Source organism: Idiomarina seosinensis (assembly GCF_044797955.1).
Taxonomy (GTDB): Bacteria; Pseudomonadota; Gammaproteobacteria; order Enterobacterales; family Alteromonadaceae; genus Idiomarina; species Idiomarina seosinensis_A.
On record NZ_CP085211.1, the window covers coordinates 2,015,596 to 2,033,094 of the forward strand.

General features: G+C 49.1%; 17 protein-coding genes. 2 read left to right on the plus strand and 15 right to left on the minus strand.

Features of this window, described 5'->3' with window-relative positions; genetic code table 11:
• The first annotated feature begins 50 nt into the window (after positions 1 to 50).
• Together LG288_RS09545 and rpiA are read left to right on the plus strand one after the other, a co-directional pair.
• Positions 51 to 647, plus strand: a complete 597-nt coding sequence (locus tag LG288_RS09545; RefSeq protein WP_404399966.1) for a 5-formyltetrahydrofolate cyclo-ligase — start codon at positions 51 to 53, stop codon at positions 645 to 647.
• A gap of 81 nt (positions 648 to 728) precedes the next feature.
• The gene (gene rpiA, locus LG288_RS09550) at positions 729 to 1,391 is read left to right on the plus strand and encodes a ribose-5-phosphate isomerase RpiA (RefSeq protein ID WP_404399968.1); all 663 of its coding nucleotides are present in this window, start codon (positions 729 to 731) and stop codon (positions 1,389 to 1,391) included.
• 33 nt (positions 1,392 to 1,424) lie between these two features.
• On the opposite strand, the gene phoU is transcribed toward rpiA, so the two are convergent.
• The 15 genes from phoU to LG288_RS09625 form a co-directional block, all read right to left on the minus strand.
• A complete protein-coding gene (gene phoU, locus LG288_RS09555; protein ID WP_404399970.1) occupies positions 1,425 to 2,144 on the minus strand; it encodes a phosphate signaling complex protein PhoU in 720 nt (239 codons plus the stop codon).
• Positions 2,145 to 2,154: 10 nt separating this feature from the next.
• The gene (gene pstB, locus LG288_RS09560; protein WP_404399972.1) at positions 2,155 to 2,973 is read right to left on the minus strand and encodes a phosphate ABC transporter ATP-binding protein PstB; all 819 of its coding nucleotides are present in this window, start codon (positions 2,971 to 2,973) and stop codon (positions 2,155 to 2,157) included.
• A 32-nt stretch (positions 2,974 to 3,005) separates the two neighbouring features.
• Complete coding sequence (gene pstA / locus LG288_RS09565) at positions 3,006 to 4,667, minus strand: phosphate ABC transporter permease PstA (RefSeq protein WP_404399974.1); 1,662 nt, start codon at positions 4,665 to 4,667, stop codon at positions 3,006 to 3,008.
• Positions 4,668 to 4,687: 20 nt separating this feature from the next.
• Positions 4,688 to 6,955, minus strand: coding sequence for an ABC transporter permease subunit (locus tag LG288_RS09570; protein WP_404399976.1), 2,268 nt, complete (start codon positions 6,953 to 6,955; stop codon positions 4,688 to 4,690).
• Positions 6,956 to 7,105: 150 nt separating this feature from the next.
• Positions 7,106 to 8,047, minus strand: a complete 942-nt coding sequence (locus tag LG288_RS09575) for a PstS family phosphate ABC transporter substrate-binding protein (protein ID WP_404403086.1) — start codon at positions 8,045 to 8,047, stop codon at positions 7,106 to 7,108.
• A gap of 162 nt (positions 8,048 to 8,209) precedes the next feature.
• The gene (gene phoR / locus LG288_RS09580; RefSeq protein ID WP_404399978.1) at positions 8,210 to 9,508 is read right to left on the minus strand and encodes a phosphate regulon sensor histidine kinase PhoR; all 1,299 of its coding nucleotides are present in this window, start codon (positions 9,506 to 9,508) and stop codon (positions 8,210 to 8,212) included.
• 35 nt (positions 9,509 to 9,543) lie between these two features.
• The gene (phoB, locus tag LG288_RS09585; RefSeq protein WP_404399980.1) at positions 9,544 to 10,230 is read right to left on the minus strand and encodes a phosphate regulon transcriptional regulator PhoB; all 687 of its coding nucleotides are present in this window, start codon (positions 10,228 to 10,230) and stop codon (positions 9,544 to 9,546) included.
• A gap of 99 nt (positions 10,231 to 10,329) precedes the next feature.
• A complete protein-coding gene (locus LG288_RS09590) occupies positions 10,330 to 11,253 on the minus strand; it encodes an AEC family transporter (RefSeq protein WP_404399982.1) in 924 nt (307 codons plus the stop codon).
• 41 nt (positions 11,254 to 11,294) lie between these two features.
• Positions 11,295 to 12,281, minus strand: coding sequence for a porin (locus tag LG288_RS09595; protein ID WP_404399984.1), 987 nt, complete (start codon positions 12,279 to 12,281; stop codon positions 11,295 to 11,297).
• Positions 12,282 to 12,441: 160 nt separating this feature from the next.
• Positions 12,442 to 13,701 (minus strand): tetratricopeptide repeat protein, encoded by a 1,260-nt coding sequence (locus LG288_RS09600; protein ID WP_404399986.1) that lies wholly within the window; start codon positions 13,699 to 13,701, stop codon positions 12,442 to 12,444.
• 11 nt (positions 13,702 to 13,712) lie between these two features.
• Positions 13,713 to 14,315 (minus strand): energy transducer TonB, encoded by a 603-nt coding sequence (locus LG288_RS09605; RefSeq protein ID WP_404399988.1) that lies wholly within the window; start codon positions 14,313 to 14,315, stop codon positions 13,713 to 13,715.
• A gap of 1 nt (position 14,316) precedes the next feature.
• On the minus strand, positions 14,317 to 14,724 hold the full coding sequence (locus LG288_RS09610; RefSeq protein WP_404399990.1) for an ExbD/TolR family protein: 408 nt from the start codon (positions 14,722 to 14,724) through the stop codon (positions 14,317 to 14,319).
• Between the two features lies 1 nt (position 14,725).
• Positions 14,726 to 15,256, minus strand: coding sequence for a MotA/TolQ/ExbB proton channel family protein (locus LG288_RS09615; protein ID WP_404399992.1), 531 nt, complete (start codon positions 15,254 to 15,256; stop codon positions 14,726 to 14,728).
• Between the two features lie 2 nt (positions 15,257 to 15,258).
• Positions 15,259 to 16,632, minus strand: a complete 1,374-nt coding sequence (locus LG288_RS09620; RefSeq protein ID WP_404399994.1) for a MotA/TolQ/ExbB proton channel family protein — start codon at positions 16,630 to 16,632, stop codon at positions 15,259 to 15,261.
• Positions 16,633 to 16,648: 16 nt separating this feature from the next.
• Positions 16,649 to 17,419 (minus strand): DUF3450 domain-containing protein, encoded by a 771-nt coding sequence (locus tag LG288_RS09625; RefSeq protein WP_404399996.1) that lies wholly within the window; start codon positions 17,417 to 17,419, stop codon positions 16,649 to 16,651.
• Positions 17,420 to 17,499: the final 80 nt, after the last annotated feature.

Below are 17,499 nucleotides of genomic sequence, written 5' to 3' on the forward strand. Positions count from 1 at the left end.
GATTCATCGGGTATCCTTAGGCAATTCTTGTTGTAATTTTGACCATTATCATGAACCGAGACCAGCTAAGACGCAAGTTGCTACAGACCAGAGCACAACTTTCTGAGGCTAACCGGGCGAAGGCGGCGCTCGCCGTAGCGAATCGGGTAAGCGATCGACTAAGCTCGTATGACGGCAGCCATCAATTTGCGGCGATATTCAAAAGCTTTGCTGCCGAACTGGATACCGGCCCGACCATCGGGAGACTCTGGGACAAAGGTATAAAAACGGTATTGCCCGTGCTTCATCCTTTTGCGCCGGGGCATCTGTTGTTTTTGCAATACGACAAAGCGACGCCGATGGCTAATAACCGATACGGCATTGCAGAACCCCGGCTGGACTGCCGGAACGTGGTTCCTTTGCAACAAATACGCTGGTTATTTATGCCGCTAGTGGGTTTTGATCTGGCTGGCAACCGGTTGGGTATGGGGGGCGGTTATTACGACCGCACGCTGGCTAGCTGGCGGGCGGGATCGCTGCCTAACTTACAGCCTATCGGGCTGGCCTATGACGAACAACAACTAAGCACGCTGCCAGTGGCAGCCTGGGACGTTCCTATTTCAGAGGTTATTACCCCGTCACGGCACTGGCATTTACCCGCCAAATAGCCATGCACATCGGGACTAAAGCCCCTATACTTGGTCATGAAAACTTGGTCATGAAATTCATACATCCCCGGAGAGTTCGCAATGGCAGATAACAAGGCAATGAAAAAAGCAGCCGCAGAAGCAGCACTAAGCTATATCGAGGACAATACGGTTGTTGGTGTTGGTACCGGCTCTACAGTTAACTTTTTTATCGACGCTCTGGCAGACCGCAAAGACGATATTGAAGGTGTTGTTTCCAGCTCTGAAGCATCAACAGAACGGCTGCAACAGCTCGGCTTTGAAGTTTTGGATCTGAATTCCGCCGGGCCTGTGCCCGTTTACATTGACGGTGCCGATGAGATTAACGAATACGGCCAGATGATTAAAGGTGGCGGCGGTGCTTTGACACGCGAAAAAATTATTGCAGCCGTCGCGAATAAATACATCTGTATTGCTGATCAAAGTAAGCAAGTGGATTTACTGGGTACGTTTCCTCTGCCCGTGGAAGTCATTCCCATGGCCCGTTCTCACGTGGCGCGGGAAATCGTCAAACTTGGCGGCGACCCTGTTTGGCGTCAGGGTACCACAACCGATAATGGCAACTGGATTCTGGATGTTCACAACCTGAAGATCATGAAGCCAATGGAACTGGAACAGCAACTGAATAATATCGTCGGCGTAGTGACCAACGGGCTATTTGCGAACCGTGGCGCCGATATCGCCCTGCTCGGCAATCCGCAGGGCGCACAAACAATCGAGTTTTAAGCAAACAGCAAGCGGGTTACTGTCGTCTGCTCGTTAGTCAGACTGGCCCAGCACCGTGCGTTCCATGCTTTCCGGCGAGACATGGCGCACGTCTTTGCCTTTTACGAAAAAGATAATGTACTCAGCAATGTTCTGACAACGGTCGCCCATCCGTTCGAGAGAGCGCGCAGACCATAAGACATCCATAATTTTGGGGATAGAGCGGGAATCTTCCATCATGTAAGTCATTAGCTGGCGAGTAAGCGCTTCGTATTGACGATCCGCCTGCTGATCTTGCTGGTGGACCTCGTACGCCGCCTCTAAGTCCATGCGTGCAAAGGCATCAAGGACTTTACGCAACATACTTAACACATGCTGTCCCAGGTTTTCCAGGCTAACTAACAACTGCTGCTGGTCTTTACTGAAGCTTTCTTTTGCCACTTTGGCAATGCGCTCTGCCTCGTCACCAATACGTTCCAAATCAGCAATGGTCTTTATAATTGCAATGACCAAACGTAAGTCGCTGGCTGCAGGCTGTCGCTTGGCGATAATATGGACACACTCTTCATCAATCTGAACTTCAAGCTTATTGATTTTATGGTCACTGCTCAGCACTTTTTCAGCTAACTCAGTGTCAGCGGTCTGAATCGCTTCCAGCGCATCACTAATTTGTTTCTCTACCAGCCCGCCCATACTGAGAACGCGGTTGCGAACAGCCTCCAGCTCTTCATTAAATTTGCCGGAGATATGTTTACTCATATTTAATTTATCCATTACTATCTCCTTAACCGTAGCGGCCGGTAATATAATCTTCAGTCTGCTTTTCAGACGGTGTGGTAAACAAGGTATCGGTATCGGCGTACTCTATTAACTTACCCATATACAAAAAGGCAGTCTGGTCCGACACACGTGCCGCCTGTTGCATATTATGCGTGACGATCACTACCGTAAACTTTTGCTTTAGCTCTGTGATCAGCTCTTCAATAGTTAGGGTAGAAATAGGGTCAAGCGCTGATGTCGGCTCGTCCAGCAGCAAAATTTCTGGCTCGATGGCAATTGACCGGGCGATAACAAGACGCTGTTGCTGGCCGCCGGATAAACTAAAGGCACTGGCATTGAGCCGGTCTTTTACTTCATCCCACAGAGCCGCACCACGTAAGGAGGTTTCTACCGCTTCGTCCAGCACCCGACGATCCTTTATACCCTGCAAGCGCAAGCCATAAACCACATTTTCGTAAATGGATTTAGGGAACGGGTTTGGCCGCTGGAACACCATGCCAATGCGACGTCGTAGCGCAGCAACATCTACATCTTTATCGTAAATGTTTTTGCCGTGCAATTCGATATTGCCCTTGATTTTACAAATCTCAACCAAGTCATTCATGCGGTTAATACAACGTAACAAGGTTGACTTGCCGCAGCCTGAAGGTCCAATAAACGCGGTTACCCGATTTTTGGGTACCCGCATTGAGATATCTTGCAGCGCCTGATCCTCGCCATAGAATAGATCGAGGTTTTTAATCTGCAAAGCTGTCTGCTCTTCAGACAGATTGGCTAAGTCCAGTTTTTCTGTGTTACTTGTATTCGGGCTGACCGTAATCATAATTTAAAACCTTTTCGACAATTCAGTCATACTTAATGTTCAAGAGAACGATACTTTTCGCGTAAGTGATTACGCACACCGATAGCGGTCAAGTTAAGACCTACAATGACTGTAATCAATAAAAACGACGTGGCATAAACCAATGGCCGTGCTGCCTCTACGTTTGGACTCTGAAAGCCAACGTCGTAGATGTGAAAGCCCAGGTGCATAAATTTCCGGTCCAGGTGAAAGTACGGGAAGTTACCATCAACAGGCAGCATCGGCGCTGATTTTACGACACCGACCAACATCAAAGGTGCCACTTCGCCGGCAGCCCGGGCAACCGCCAGAATCAAGCCGGTCATGATCGCCGGTGACGCCATCGGCAAAACAATACGCCAAATCGTTTCCCACTTGGTCGCGCCCAGTGACAACGAACCCTCACGTAAACTTGGCGGAATTCGGGATAAACCTTCTTCGGTGGAAACAATCACCACCGGCAAGGTCAAAATTGCCAAAGTAACGGCAGACCAGAGCACGCCCGGGGTACCGAAGGTTGGATTAGGTAAAGCCTCTGGATAAAAAATTTGGTCTAAACTGCCGCCGACCATGTAAACAAAAAAGCCCAGACCAAACACACCGTAGACAATCGACGGCACACCAGCGAGGTTAATTACCGCAATACGAATAAGCCGGGTGACAGCATTCTTACCAGCGTACTCATGCAAGTAAACCGCCGCAATAACGCCAAACGGGGTGACGATAACCGACATCAGCAAGACCATAAAAACGGTGCCGAAAATTGCCGGAAAAACACCACCTTCAGTGTTCGCCTCACGGGGATCGTTGCTGACAAAGCCACCAATTTGCTGAAAGAAATGTCCAACTTTGGCGATCAAGCTCATATCGTTAGGAAAGTTAACATCCAGTACCCGGTACATAGGTAAGTCAACATCCTGACCACGGAAGTCCTCAACCACCAAACCATCACGTTGCGCCTGCTGACGTAAATCAAACAGCTGGTCTTCGTACACCTGATAGTCATCATGCAATTGCTGACGCTGGCGCTGAAGTCCAGCGATTGCTTCTTTCGTCAGTTCGTTCTGCAGCTCCAGTCGGCGCCGTTCCATTGTCAGTTCGTTTAACGCATAGTTAATGCTGCTGATTTCGCCTTCCTGCAAAGCAGTGGCCTGTTCATTTAACTCGACAGCGCGCTCTACCCGCTGCAACAGAACCTCACGGAAATCGCTGTCACCCGCTCGGGCAACTACCTCTCCCTGCTCTTTTACCGCCGTGATACGACCGTAAAAGTTGCCATCTTTACTGCGCTCAATTACGGCTAAATCGGCAGGCGTTTTATCGCCGCTGATTAATGGCTCCAGTACCCAGGTAAAATCAAGCGGCACATATTCGCGGTTACCAATTTTCATTAAGTAACGGGTGACCATTTCCGACTCGATATTGCCTAAATCAACCATTGACTGGGTTAGTCGCGTGGTGGGTACCGATTCAGTATCGTAAATCTCACCGATCAACTGGGCAGACGAGCCATCCGCTTGTTTTACCATCATTTCATGGATTGGCGCCGGCCAAAAGAAAGACAACCCTCGCCAGCCAATCATTATCACCAACCCGATGACCGCAATCAGGCTGATGCTCACCGAGCCAGCTGTCAGCCAAATCCAGGGTTTTCCGGTGTTAAACCACTTTTTCATCGTTAAACCTCGAGTGCGGATCACATGGAGCTGTATTTGTCGCGCAAGCGCTGGCGGACAAATTCAGCAATGGTGTTAAAGAAGAACGTGAAGACAAACAGCACAAAAGCAGCCAGGAATAAAATACGGTAATGAGAGCTACCGACTTCCGACTCCGGCATTTCAACCGCAATATTTGCTGATAAAGTACGCATTCCCTCAAAGATATTCCAATCCATAATGGGGGTGTTACCGGTTGCCATTAACACAATCATGGTTTCGCCAACTGCCCGGCCCAGACCCATCATAACCGCTGAGAAAATACCCGGACTGGCGGTCAGTAATACGACTTTGGTTAACGTCTGCCAGGGTGTTGCACCTAACGCCAGAGAACCATTAGACAGGTGTTTCGGGACACTAAAAATAGCGTCCTCAGCAATCGAAAAAATGGTCGGAATAACAGCAAAGCCCATCGCGATACCTACCACCAGAGAGTTACGCTGATCAAAGGTGACGCCCAGCTCGTTAGTTAAGTAACCACGCACGTTGCCGTCAAACAGTAGCTGTTCAATCCACGGACTTAATGAGAACGACAGCCAGCCGACAAATAACACTACCGGGATAAGCACCAGGGCGGCCTTACCCTCATTCATTTTACTTCTGATCGAGGCGGGTAGCTGGGTCCATATAGCTGCCACGCCGATGATGGCTAATGGCACAAACAACAGGACTGCAACAAAACCAGGTAAGTAGGCCTCCACCAGCGGCGCTAGCCAAAGTCCTGCCAAAAAGCCCAGAATAACCGTCGGCAGGGCTTCCATAATTTCGACAGTGGGTTTTACAAACTTACGCACCGACGGTGACATAAAGTAAGCAGTATAGACTGCTGCAGCCAGGCCAATAGGCACCGCAAAAAGCATCGCATAAGCAGCCGCTTTGATGGTACCAAAGGTGATAGGCACTAAGCTGAACTTAGACTCAAAGTCGTCCGAACCCGAGGTCGACTGCCAGGTATAGTCGGGCTCTGGATAGCCTTCGTACCAAACTTCCTGCCACAAAGCACTCCAGGTAACTTCGGGATGCTCGTTTTTAACATCATACAAGCCGTAGCCGTCAGCTGTCTTCATCAGTAAGAAGTTAGCCCGTGGATCAACCATGACACGTTGAATTGGACTATCACTGGGTTTGCCGCGGTATAAATCAGCTTCTGACGTGGTATGAAAGATATTCATCGAGCCGTCTTCAGAAAGGGTATAAAACGTCCGGCGATAGTACTCCACCTCTATCCGTGTTACCGGAGAACCCGCATCAAAACTACGGATGTACTGGTACTGACGCCCATCATCACCCGGAACTTCAAACCACTGCGATACCTTACCTGAATCATGGGTGACTAACACCGACGAAGCACCGGCGAGTAAGTACATACCTGAGGCATCACCGAGCTCTCTGCTGCGCACTGGCAACAGTTCACGCTCACTAACAGTTCCGTCGACGGTGATATCAAAAACATGAACCCGGTTACCACGGCGGGCCAGAACCTGACGTAAGTCTGGTGTTACGACCAAATCGTCGATAGCGCTGTTTAACTGAATTTCGGTTCGTTTAGGCGTGAGTGTGACGGCGCCGGTCATAAAGTTTTCTTCGGCGACAAAGTTACTCACTACCAAGGTGTTTTTTTCCACGACCGCAGCAAAAAGCAAACCTTCACCGTCAGTCTCATAGGCCAGCTTTTCAAGCTTACGCTGGTCCGGGTCAATGACAAAGGCACTACCGTCGTTTTTAACATCGATAGTGGGGGTGATGGTGCGTTGAATACGACCTGTCACCGTCGATACGGGTACATCCGGAAAGCTAACCTGAAACTTAGGCTGAGCAACTAAAGCCGTACCCTCGCGGGTACCGTAGGCATACTGCTGATTGACCGGCAACGAACGGGAAAAGCTGCTGATGTCTTCCGCTGGCAACAGCTGTTCAGTCAAAATCACAGCGCCGGTGTTTCGTTCTTCATTATCAACTAGCGAAAAAAACTGAACCTGGCCGTTGCTTAAGAACCGATAACCAATTTCGCCCTGCTCTTCCATGCCAACTGCTTCTACCGGCCCCTGTTCCGGCAACTCGAAACTGTTCACTTTTTTCAAATCAACCGATTCGAAAATGGGCTGCACCACATAAAGGAGGTAGAAAAAGATCAGCAACAAAGCAACCAGAACCAAGATGCCGCCAGCTGTCACGCCATAACGTGCTGCATTATCTTTTAGCAGTCGTATGCGATTGGCAGCTAACTGCTGAGCAGATTGTGGTGCCATTTTGACCTCAATAAGATGTAATTAAAGAAAGCTTATCTTAATATTTTTTTATGACAGTATTGTTACACCACTGTCATAATTTCTTCACTGAAGTGTAAAAATAAAAAACCGGCACTCTGCTAAGAGTACCGGTTATTACACTTTCAATATTTAGTGGCTTAGACCCAATTTTTCCAGTTCCGCGTCAACAACCGCTTTTGGCAAACCGATATAACCGTCCTTATTAACAATGTCCTGACCTTGTTTGGACAGAATCATTTTTAAGAATTCGGCTTCGGCATCACCCAGTGGTTTATTCGGGTGCTTGTTCACGTAAACATACAGGAACCGGGCCAGTGGGTACTGACCTGCCAGAGCATTTTCCCGGGTAGCTTCAACAAAGTCCTGATCATCACCTTTGGCTAAAGGTACGGTCTTGACACCTGAAGTAACATAACCGATACCAGAGTAGCCAATGGCATTAATTGAGGTGGATACCGACTGAACTACTGATGCTGAGCCAGGCTGCTCGTTGACGTTCGAGCGGAAGTCACCGTCACATAAACCCACTTCTTTAAAATATCCATAAGTGCCTGATACTGAGTTGCGTCCATATAATTGCAGATCACGGTTGGTCCACTCATCTTCAAGCCCCAGATCGCCCCAGCGATTGACCTGCTCTCTGGCACCACACTTACGCGTTGACGAAAATACCGCATCAACTTCGCGAATGGTCATCCCTTCGATCGGATTATCCTTGTGGACAAAAACCGCCAAAGCATCAATTGCGACTCTCACCGGTGTAGGTTTGTAGCCGTGACGCTTTTCAAAAGACTCAATCTCTTTCGACTTCATGGCACGACTCATCGGCCCAAAGCTTGACGTGCCTTCAGTTAAGGCCGGTGGAGCTGTTGATGAACCTGCCGCCTGAATTTGAATATTAACACTGGGATACATGCGCTTAAATTCTTCACCCCAGAACGTCATCATATTAGCCAGAGTATCCGAGCCTACCGAGGACAAGTTACCCGACAAACCGGCGACCTTCTCATATTCCGGTAACTCATCGGTGTTAGCCATTGCTGCACTACTAAGAGCAATGCCACCAGCCATAGCTATGGTTGATAATGATTTACTAAATACAGTTGTTGGTTTGAACATGCTGTTCACCTCTTTGAGACCTTTTGTCACAGATAATGGAGCTTACTGTGAGGCACTATATAAAAGTGATGTGACAGTTTAATGACAATTATGACAATTTCTTTAAATTTGCCGTTAGCGGTCTTTCACAAGTTCCGCCGGTAGCCGGAACCAAAACCGGGATCCCTGCCCCGGCTGTGAATTAATTTCTAAGTGGCTATTGTGGTGCTGCAGGGCCTGCTTAACGATAGACAAACCAAGCCCGGTACCTCCGCTTTGGCTGTTACGGTCCGGGTCCACCCGGTAAAAGCGTTCAGTAAGCCGCGGCAGGTGTTCATTTTCGATGCCGGGCCCACTGTCTTCAACACTGAACTCGGCTTCATTTTTAACTTTGTGCCATGCTACCCGGATATTTCCACCTTCCGGCGTATAACGAATTGCATTAACCAGTAAGTTTTGCATCGCGCTCAGCAACTGTTCTTGTTTCCCGTAAACCTTGATCGGCTGAATATCAAAAGTGAGTTGCAAGTGCTTATCCCGTGCCAGTTTTTCAGTCTCTCCCTGCAACTGGCTCAGCAGCCGGGGAACATCCACAACATGGTCAAAGACATCATGGCTGGGCGTTTCCATTCGCGATAACAACAACAGCTGCTCAACTAAAGATCTCATTCGCTCGCTTTGTTGCTGCATTTGAGTGACCGCTTTGTCAGCCAGCTGGGGCGGGGTTTCGCTAATATCATCCAGCATTTCCAGGTAACCCTGCATTACCGTCAGCGGCGTTTTAAGTTCATGGGATACATTGGCAACAAAGTCACGCCGCATAGTGTCCAGTTGTTTTACCTGAGTAACGTCGCGGGCTACCAATAAAAATTGGCCATCACTGTATGGCATGACACGGATTTCGATATCCAGCGAATCTCTTACCGGCGACGGTATTGTCAGCGACTCACTGAACTCTCCTTTATTAAGGTAAGCAAAAAACTGCGGATGACGGATAAGATTTGATAAGCGCATACCCGCATCTTCCGGCCAGCGCAAACCAAAGTAAAATTGCGCCAGTTTATTGCTCCATAGCAAAGAACCATCACTACGAAATACAATGGCAGCGTCCGGCAAAGCCTCTGCCGCCTCACGGAAGCGACGCAGTAATCGCGCCAAGGCTTTACGTCGGCGTTGGCTGCGCCGCTGATTGCGATAGATACCATCGTAGATATAGCTCCAGCTACCGGGAGCGGTTGGCGGCAGTAAGTTGCGACTATTCCAGAGCCAGCGGGTTAGACGTTGTTGGTAGTAGTAGTGCCAGATAACCAGAATAGCCAGGCCAATGGTCAGAGCTGGCCAGAACACATCGAAAAGCCAGCCCAACAAAAGAAAGGGCAGAAGATAAAGAACCAGATCACGTAAGGCGGCCCAGTTAGAGTAATCCCGGTCCATAAAAGTTAGTATCCGCTAATTATCAGCATAACAGGTTAACGCGAAGAGAACCGATAACCAACACCCCGCACGGTCTGAATCAGGCGATCATAGCCGTCCGCGGTCAAAGCTTTGCGCAAGCGGCGAATATGAACATCAACCGTGCGGTCTTCAACGTAAACGTTGGTGCCCCAAACCTGATCCAGCAACTGTTCGCGACTGTAAACCCGCTCCGGATGAGTCATAAAAAAGTGCAGTAATTTAAACTCAGTCGGTCCCATATCAAGACTTTTATCGTTCGCTGACACCCGATGGGATACCGGATCCAATTTCAGACCTTCAAAATCCAGAGGCTCGTCCAATACCGTCGGCGATACCCGCCGAAATACCGCCCGCATTCGTGCCATCAGCTCTTTCGGCGAAAAAGGCTTAGTAATGTAATCGTCGGCACCAACCTCTAAGCCTTTTATCTTGTCTTCTTCTTCACCACGGGCGGTGAGCATGATAATAGGGATATTGCGGGTAAAGTCGTCACCTTTTACTTTTTTTGCTAACTGGATACCGGAACCACCGGGCAACATCCAGTCCAGCAAAATCATATCAGGATAAGGCTCGCAAAGCTTACTGAGCGCGCTGTCAAAGTCTTTCGCTTCGACCGCCTGATAACCATGCTGCTCCATCACAAAACTTAACATTTCGCGAATCGGGCCTTCGTCTTCAACAATTAATACTCGACGTGACATTTAGGGCTTCCTACCTATTGTGAATACCCTGATTATTACCAAATCATATGACATTTTTATGAAAGTAGGTCAGTTTTATGACAAGTTTTCCGGATATTTCTAGGCCAGCCACTGCAGTAACTGATAAAAAACGGGCAGTGTGACAAACGCCAGCAATATACCGTAACCCACCATGGCTGCTGAAAGACTGGGAGCTAAGCCTGCCATAATGGCCACAGCGCCGGCGGTGATCATCGGCGGCATAGCGCTTTCAAAAACCGTTACCTGAACCAACTCCGAGTCAAAACCAAAGCCTGATAATAGAGCGATTGCCACTAATGGCATCATAATCAGTTTGGCCAGCAAGCCGATAGCCAGGGGGGTTTTACTGCCTTTTGGCAGCCGGAATTTTAGCTGAAAGCCCACAGCAATCATAATCACCGGGACCAGCGTTACTGCCAGGGATTCAACCAGCACCTGAAACACTCCGGGGTATGCGGTGCCTTTTAGTAACAAGGCTAAAACTAAGGCAAGAAACGGCGGGAAAGTAACTATCTTTTTGATGACTGAAACGACACTGGGTTTAACTGGCTCACCGGCTTCGGGCTCTTTAAACAGAGCAATAATGATGGTGGCATAAATTGCTAAGCCGAAAAAGGAACCAAACTGATCGTAAAACAGACCGTAAACAATGGCATCACTGCCAAAAAAGGCTTCGATCATTGGAAAGCCAAAAAACGAGGTGTTGCCCAGCGGGACACAGATTAGCAGTGCCCCTATGACCGACCTTGACCAGTCTAAAGCCCGCCCGATGAGATAAACAAAAGTCGCGCTGATTATCAGTAGCAGCCACGGCAATAAAGCCGGGATTAGCAATTCCCGGGAAAACTCAAGGGCCGGGACTTTACTGAAAATAACGCCCGGTAAAGCGGCATAAATGACATAGAGATTAAGCACCCGGGACGTATTGTCAGGAAACTTACCAAGGCGCTTAAACAGTTGCCCCAGCAGCAGGTAGACCGCTAAAACTGCTAAGTTGGTCATTACCAGGACCTCAAAGTCTGCCTACTCCCGGCAGTGGTTGTTTACCAGGAAAAGTCGTGGCGAATACCCACAGCGAGAAAATCCTGCTCCACGCCATTACTGGCACCGCAGCCACGGCTTTGATACAGTTGGATATCGCATTCGCGGCCGGTATACCAGGCGTACACACGGGTATCGGCATTGAAGAAGTAATCTGCGCCAACAGAAATAGAGGCATCTTTGTCGCTGTCATACTTAACCGCCTGATATTGAGCTTTGAATACCCATTGTTTAACTGGATGAGAGGCGCTTAATAAATAGCCGTCGGAATTATACAGGCCATCGGTGCGCTCGAACTGCTGCAAAGCTGCGCCGACAATGGTAGCGCCCAGCTTAGTGGCCACCGTAACTTGTTCGATATCGTAATCAGCAACATCACGATCAATAGCCAGTGCCGCGTAAAACGGCGTTTTCTTCAGCTTTTTATCACCGTAAATGATGCCCACAGAAATTCCGTCATCACCTGTTTCATCGCCTGAAGCAATAAAGGTTCCACCCACTTTAAAGTGATTAAATGAGGGCGAATAGTAGGTTACTGTGTTATCCGGCCGATTTTCACCACGGAACAAACTTTTCAGATCTGCCTCATAATCAGTGAAAGCATCAACACTGCCCTGCGAATCCTTTAAAAAAGTATCGTAACGACCCAGCATCACCTCGCCAAAACTGCCGCGCAGACCAACCACCTGGTTGCGGTTGGAGACCGCATCATCACCTTCGTCAAAGTCGGCTAAATCAATACCAAATTCGATCTGGTAAAACACTTCCAGCTGGTCTTTTAACTGACCTTTACCCTTCAGACCAAACCGCGAGGAATTACTCTCTAAATCCGAATAAGAGCCGTCTCCCTCATCGCTGCTTTGCAGCGAAACATTTGCACGGCCGTAAACAGTCAGCGCCTCATTATCCACTGACTGGGTGCCGGAATCTTGCGCCAGCACAGATAAGGGTAAACATATCAGTGTCGCTAACAGCAGTCGTTGTTTCATCAGATCACTCTCGTCAAAATAGCAGTATCACAAAGCAGCATAAACAATCGTATTACGCTTCTTTACAGAATCGTTAAATAATTGTGTCTATGATATTGCTATTTTATGACAATGCAACGAGATTTGCAGATTATCCCCCCACTGCAGCAGTAATTTAGTGTTAGCTCCCCTGCCGCGCGAGTTGCTGCTGGTACTTTTTCTGTGACTCAGCGTATTCAGCCCACTGTCCGGCGGCAGCGGCTACCGCGTCAAATTCCATAGCGCGGTTAAAAGCCTCCAGTGCCTGGCTATATTGCTGTTGGTTGACAAACGCCATGCCTTTCACCAAATGCATATTACCGGCATTTTTTAACGCGCCGGCACTCAGCGCCTCGTTAGCCAGTGAAATAGCCTGTTGGTTTTCATCCAGGTTTAGCGCCAGTTGCGCCGCCTGTGCCAGCAACTCACCCGTATCACCCTGCTCGGCAGCCCGACGATAGGCCACAATCGCAGCGTCATATTCCTTCGCCTGGGCAAGGCTCTGCGCTAAAAATTTCAGATTAGACAGATTTGACTGCAGTTTGCCCTGCTCCAGTCCTTTCTTCATTAATTCTGCCGCCTTAAAAGGCAGTTCATTTAAATAATAAACCTGAGCAAGATTGCGCAGCTCGCTGGGCTTTTCGATAAATCCTTGCTGATAGGCAGCTTCAAGTACTGCTAACTGTTTTTTATTTTGTTCAAGCTGGCCGTAGACACCGGCCAGTTGCAGCCAGTATTCAGGCTTGCTGTAATGAATAACCAACTGCTCGAGCTGATTTGCGACTTCACGTGTCTGCTGCAGCTCGTAATGGATGGCGCGGGCCAGGATTAGCCAGTTCTCTTTGGCAACTTCGCCTTCTTGCTCTTTTGCCGCTATTGCTTTTGCAATCGGTTGCAGCGCTTTTTGATAATCACCCTGTTGGTATAAAGCCTGAGCCTTAAGCACCCAGGCCTTCGGTAGTTCATCAGCGCTGGCTTGCTGTTGCCATTGTTCAACATAATTAACAGCGGCATCCAGCTGCCCTTCGCTTAGGGTGAGTTGTGCAAGACTGAACAAGGTACTCTTTTCTAGTGAAGCGGGAATCGGTTGCTCATTAACAACTCTGGCAAAATAATCAATTGCCTGCGCCGTATCGCCCTGTTCGTAATACATAAAACCAAAAAAGTTCCATAACATGGCACGCTCATAACTGTTCATGCTGCTGGCTCTGTCAGCAACACTTTCCAGCACTTTTATCCCGGCTTCATTATTTTGCTCTTCCGCAACCGCCTGGGCCCGCGCCAGCTGGCTGTATACTTTTTCCCGTAACGCCGGTACGCGCTCTGTTTGTTGTGCCAGAACCGGCTGAATGCTAACAAAGGCTATCGTGATCACCGCCAGTAATTTTTGCAGATTATTCATCCCGTCGCTCCTTAATTCATTTCGAAAGTCATGCGATTGCGCACGCCTTCAACTTCGACCGGCTCGCCATCAATTACCCTTGGTTTGTACTTAAACTTGAGCACGGCATCCAGGGCAGCCTGTTCAAACACACCGCCGGGTTCGGCCTCAATTACGCTAGGATTACGCACTGAACCTTGCTTAGTTACCGTAAACTCGACCACAACGTAGCCCTCGATTCCCCGTTGTAGCGCGCGCCGCGGGTAAGCAGCCTGAACTTTTACTATGGGCAGGTACTCGCCGTCAGAAGCCTGTAGTGAGGTGCCGGTACCAATATCGGCATTACTGGCCATGTCAGCCGAAAAGTCGTAACTGCCGCCGCTGTCGGCTTCAACCTGAGCATCCATCTGCGGCTGAGGCAGGTCCGGCGGCGGCTGTTCCGGCTCCGGCGGGCGCTCGGGCTTGCGTTCTTTTTCCTGTACCTGCTCCGGTTCAGGAGTTCGGACAAAATCAAGCACACTACCGCGGACCGGATCCGACATCGCTCCTTCGCCACCACTGATCAGCGACTGCATTAGATAAAACAGGCTAACCGTAATAAAGCCAGCAGCCAGAATCGCAGCTAAATATCGCATATTATCGCTCGTCTGTTGCGACCGAGACATCGAACACGCCCGCCGAACGGGCAGCGTCCATGACCTCTATCAACGTCTTGGTGTTGGCTTGCTCATCAGCTTGAATCACAACCGAACCTTGTGGGTTTTCAGCGTACAGGCGTTCGATGTTGGCCTGCACAGCGCGGGCATCCACCTGGCGTTTATTAATCCAGATTTCATTGTTCTCGCTGATAGCGACTAAAATGTTGGCCCGGTTTTTTTGCACCGCCGTCGCAGCATCGGGACGATTCACATCAATACCGGCTTCTTTGACAAAGGACGCGGTAACAATAAAGAAGATCAACATAATAAACACCACATCCAGCATCGGTGTCATATCAATTTGACTTTCTTCTTCTTCAACCAAATTTGCAAAATGCTGTTTCATATTAGTGACGCTCCAGTAAAATTCGATCTTCCAGCTTCATCTTCTCGCGCCGGGTTGTACGCTGTAACCAGGTTGCGGCAAAAACCCCCGACAACGCACCGACCATACCCGCCATGGTCGGGATGGTGGCTTTCGATACGCCTGATGCCATCGAGCGTGCGCTGCCGGTGCCGGTAATCGCCATCACGTCAAACACTTCGATCATGCCGGTCACCGTTCCCATCAAACCCAGCAGTGGACACAAAGCAACCAAAGCCTTTATTACCGGTAAGTTGCCACCTAAACCCAGTGCCACTCTGGAAATCATCGCCTGGCGAATTTGTTCAGCATGCCATGACGATTTATCAGTGCGTTCCTGCCAGCGCTTGCGTACCTCTTTCACACGCTGCCGATGACCTCGGAAAAAGTAGAAGATACGCTCGAGTATCATCAGCCACATGACAAAAATCAGCACCCCAATCACCAGCAGAACTTGTCCGCCGGCTTCAATAAAGTCGCGCAAGGCATAACTGAATTCGATGAGAAATAACATGCTTATTCTCCTCGCTCAGAGCGCTCCGCTATAATCCCTGAGGCCTGCTCCTGCAGAATATGAATCATGTTTTTACTGCGCGTATGCAGCATCGCGAACAACAACGTCATCGGGATTGCAACAACCAAACCTAAGACCGTGGTTACCAGTGCCTGCGAGATACCTCCGGCCATCAATTTAGGGTCGCCGGTACCAAACAATGTAATCGCCTGGAAGGTGTTGATCATGCCGGTTACGGTGCCCAACAGACCCATCAGCGGTGCAACTACCGAGATGATCTTGATAAACGTCAGGTTGCGGGTGATTTTTGGCACCTCACGCAAAATACCTTCGCTTAATTTTAACTCCAGTGTTTCCGTATCCGCCTGCGGGTATTTATCTTTGATCAGCATAACGCGGCCCAGAGGGTTATCTTTGCTGGGTTGCGGCTTTTTCAGCTGGCGCTTAACCTTATTGCCCATCAGCATCAGTGAGACAAAACGCTCGAGCGCAAACAATAAGCCAATAGCACCAATGGCAAGAATGATATAACCCACCGTGCCGCCCTGCTGAATACGCTCTTTTAAGCTCGGCGCCTGTACCAACAGCCCGAGAATTGACCCCGCCGTCGGATCCAGACCAAAAGTCACAACGCCCTGTTCTGTCTGCTGCAGCTCTTCCGCTGAATTTAAATAGCGACCCGCCGGTTGCCGGACTAATTCGACAATATTTTGCGTTGCCGGGTTGTAGTCCAGATAGCGACCGTCTGATACCAGGTTAAAACTTCCTACCCGCAGTACCGACTGGGTTTGTTTTTCACCGTTAGCCCGGGTGACTTCGCTTTCAAATTCAACTAACTTGCCAGATTCCGTCATTTCCTGTTGCAGCGCGAACCACACCTGCTCGACTTCCTCAATCGAGGGCAATTGCGATGAGCTGCCAATTTTTTCTGCCAGCTGCGCCAACTCATCAGAGCGACCCGGGAACTGCGCTGAAATAACTGAATTTTTAAAGTTATTCGCGCTGTCACTGGTAACCTGCTGCAGCACGCCAAATAACTCTTTCAGTGAGCCCATGCTTTGCGTCAGGCTATCTTCTAACTGGGCCAACTCAACTTCGTTTTGTTCAAACTGAGTTTCCAGCGTTTCTGCGCGTTGCTCTAGCTGATTACGTTGGCTGATTGCCTGACGCAATATTTCTTCTTGTTGCTGCTCTTGCTGGCGAAAACGCTGTTCCCGCTGCTTGTTTTCTTCAGACTGCGAAAATTGTCCCTGCTGTAACTGTTGCAGCAACTGATCAAGATTAATTGGTTCTTGTGGCGCCGCTGTAGCCGTGGCCACGAATAATCCGCCGGTAGCAAAAGCGACAAGCCATTTCTGTAATGAACGAAGTAACATGAATATCCCCTTTGCCTTATTGGTCAGCTTTATGCGCAAGAAGTGGCAGCATCAGCAAATCCGGTGCTTTTTGTTTGCGTGCAATACTGATGGCTTGTTCAACAGCAATCTGATGATGGCTGTCTAAAGACTGCCACTGACCTTGCTCCTGATTCCATAATCCCAGCTGCTGCCCATCACGGGTTTTATAAATCAGAGCGGTACGACCAATGCGTAAAAAGGTGACATCCTGTAGCTGACCATTTATCTGATGCTCTGCGGTATAGGCTTCGATGTTACGGCCGTAATCAGCTTCAATTTGATAAGCCTCCATCACTCGCCGAAACTTTTCTGAAACATCGACGTTAGCGCGGACCATCAGCTCACGAAGCTTCGCGATGCGTTGCTGGCGTTCCTGCTGTAAAAAAGGCACATCCAGTTTTACAAAGGTGGCCAGTGCATCAATCATTCGTTGCATTAGCGGTGTAATCTGACGTTCAACTGAGCTGACCTGGTCAATAGAAGCGCCCAACTGTGATTTTTCTTCCTGCTGATTCGCTACCTGTTGTTCAAGCTGCGAGGTATAAACTTGTAAACCATCGATTTCCTTCATGATTTGTTTATACTGTTGCAGCCTTTCCTGCATCGAATCAGCAATCGAGTCGATAGTCAGCTGGGACTGGCGGGCAGATTGGTTTATTTCGGCCGCGTTGTCGACCACGGGTTCAAGACTCTCATCCTGGGCTTGTGCCGGCAGCGCCAGACAGACCAGCAAAGCCACTACGGGACTTGTTGCGAACAACCTCATGACAAAACCTTTTGGTTTACAGGCAGCACGATAGACTACCTTGGTTAGCGATGCTGCAACTTTAGTGATTTTTCATGACA

Bases quoted from the DNA above. Each gene is read 5' to 3' on its own strand.
- LG288_RS09575 (WP_404403086.1), bottom strand. From the start codon at position 8,047: ATGGCTGGTGGCATTGCTCTTAGTAGTGCAGCAATGGCTAACACCGAT.
- phoB (WP_404399980.1), bottom strand. From the start codon at position 10,230: ATGTCACGTCGAGTATTAATTGTTGAAGACGAAGGCCCGATTCGCGAA.
- pstA (WP_404399974.1), bottom strand. From the start codon at position 4,667: ATGAAAAAGTGGTTTAACACCGGAAAACCCTGGATTTGGCTGACAGCT.
- pstB (WP_404399972.1), bottom strand. From the start codon at position 2,973: ATGATTACGGTCAGCCCGAATACAAGTAACACAGAAAAACTGGACTTA.
- LG288_RS09615 (WP_404399992.1), bottom strand. From the start codon at position 15,256: ATGTTATTTCTCATCGAATTCAGTTATGCCTTGCGCGACTTTATTGAA.
- LG288_RS09590 (WP_404399982.1), bottom strand. From the start codon at position 11,253: ATGACCAACTTAGCAGTTTTAGCGGTCTACCTGCTGCTGGGGCAACTG.
- phoR (WP_404399978.1), bottom strand. From the start codon at position 9,508: ATGGACCGGGATTACTCTAACTGGGCCGCCTTACGTGATCTGGTTCTT.
- LG288_RS09605 (WP_404399988.1), bottom strand. From the start codon at position 14,315: ATGCGATATTTAGCTGCGATTCTGGCTGCTGGCTTTATTACGGTTAGC.
- LG288_RS09600 (WP_404399986.1), bottom strand. From the start codon at position 13,701: ATGAATAATCTGCAAAAATTACTGGCGGTGATCACGATAGCCTTTGTT.
- LG288_RS09625 (WP_404399996.1), bottom strand. From the start codon at position 17,419: ATGAGGTTGTTCGCAACAAGTCCCGTAGTGGCTTTGCTGGTCTGTCTG.
- LG288_RS09570 (WP_404399976.1), bottom strand. From the start codon at position 6,955: ATGGCACCACAATCTGCTCAGCAGTTAGCTGCCAATCGCATACGACTG.
- LG288_RS09545 (WP_404399966.1), top strand. From the start codon at position 51: ATGAACCGAGACCAGCTAAGACGCAAGTTGCTACAGACCAGAGCACAA.
- LG288_RS09595 (WP_404399984.1), bottom strand. From the start codon at position 12,281: ATGAAACAACGACTGCTGTTAGCGACACTGATATGTTTACCCTTATCT.
- LG288_RS09610 (WP_404399990.1), bottom strand. From the start codon at position 14,724: ATGAAACAGCATTTTGCAAATTTGGTTGAAGAAGAAGAAAGTCAAATT.
- phoU (WP_404399970.1), bottom strand. From the start codon at position 2,144: ATGGATAAATTAAATATGAGTAAACATATCTCCGGCAAATTTAATGAA.
- rpiA (WP_404399968.1), top strand. From the start codon at position 729: ATGGCAGATAACAAGGCAATGAAAAAAGCAGCCGCAGAAGCAGCACTA.
- LG288_RS09620 (WP_404399994.1), bottom strand. From the start codon at position 16,632: ATGTTACTTCGTTCATTACAGAAATGGCTTGTCGCTTTTGCTACCGGC.